1 pseudogene is annotated in these 572 nt (G+C 68.4%); it reads right to left on the bottom strand.

The window, feature by feature from the left end:
* Positions 1-219: 219 nt before the first annotated feature.
* Positions 220-572 (bottom strand): annotated as a pseudogene (locus V6U77_RS29970) (hypothetical protein); the annotation flags it as partial.

Genomic DNA, 572 nt, shown 5'->3' with positions numbered 1-572 from the left:
TGTGCAGGTCGCCTCTCGGCGAGTGGCGCGACGCGGCTCCAGCCGGACGGTATTCCGCGAAGGCAATTTAGGTGAGGCCCGGGGACACTGGACACACCGACACCTCATTCAACCAGCCGGCGGGCCGCGATGTTCCCCCGGCGGTGGATGTGCCGCTGGCCGGCACCCCGGGTTCGGGTGCCGGCCAGCGATCCCCCTTGCGGTGGAAAGTCTGTCGGGTCAGCTGTTCCAGTGCTCGGCGACGAGGTCGGCGGCCATCTGCTCCCACTGGGCGTAGTGGTCCGGGTACGCCGACACCTGCACCGTCTGCGCGGCCTTGGTCAGGGGCATGTCCTGCCACCCGTCGACCTGCTTGAGACCCTTCAGGAACGCCGTCGTCGAGTACTGCGGGTCGGTGATCTGCTCGACGGTGCCCCAACCCGAGGACGGACGCTGCTGGAACAGGCCCTGCGAGTCGTGGTCGTTGCGGTCACCCAGATGACCCAGGTTCTCCAGCTTCGACTCCTGCAACGCCGTCGCGATCGACACCACCGCGGCCCGCTCGTCCATGCCGGCCTTCTTCGTCGCCGCGA

The sequence above is a fragment of the Micromonospora sp. CPCC 205546 genome (assembly GCF_036902715.1).
In the GTDB taxonomy this organism is placed as follows: Bacteria; Actinomycetota; Actinomycetes; order Mycobacteriales; family Micromonosporaceae; genus Micromonospora.
This window is presented reverse-complemented; position numbering and strand designations above follow the sequence as displayed.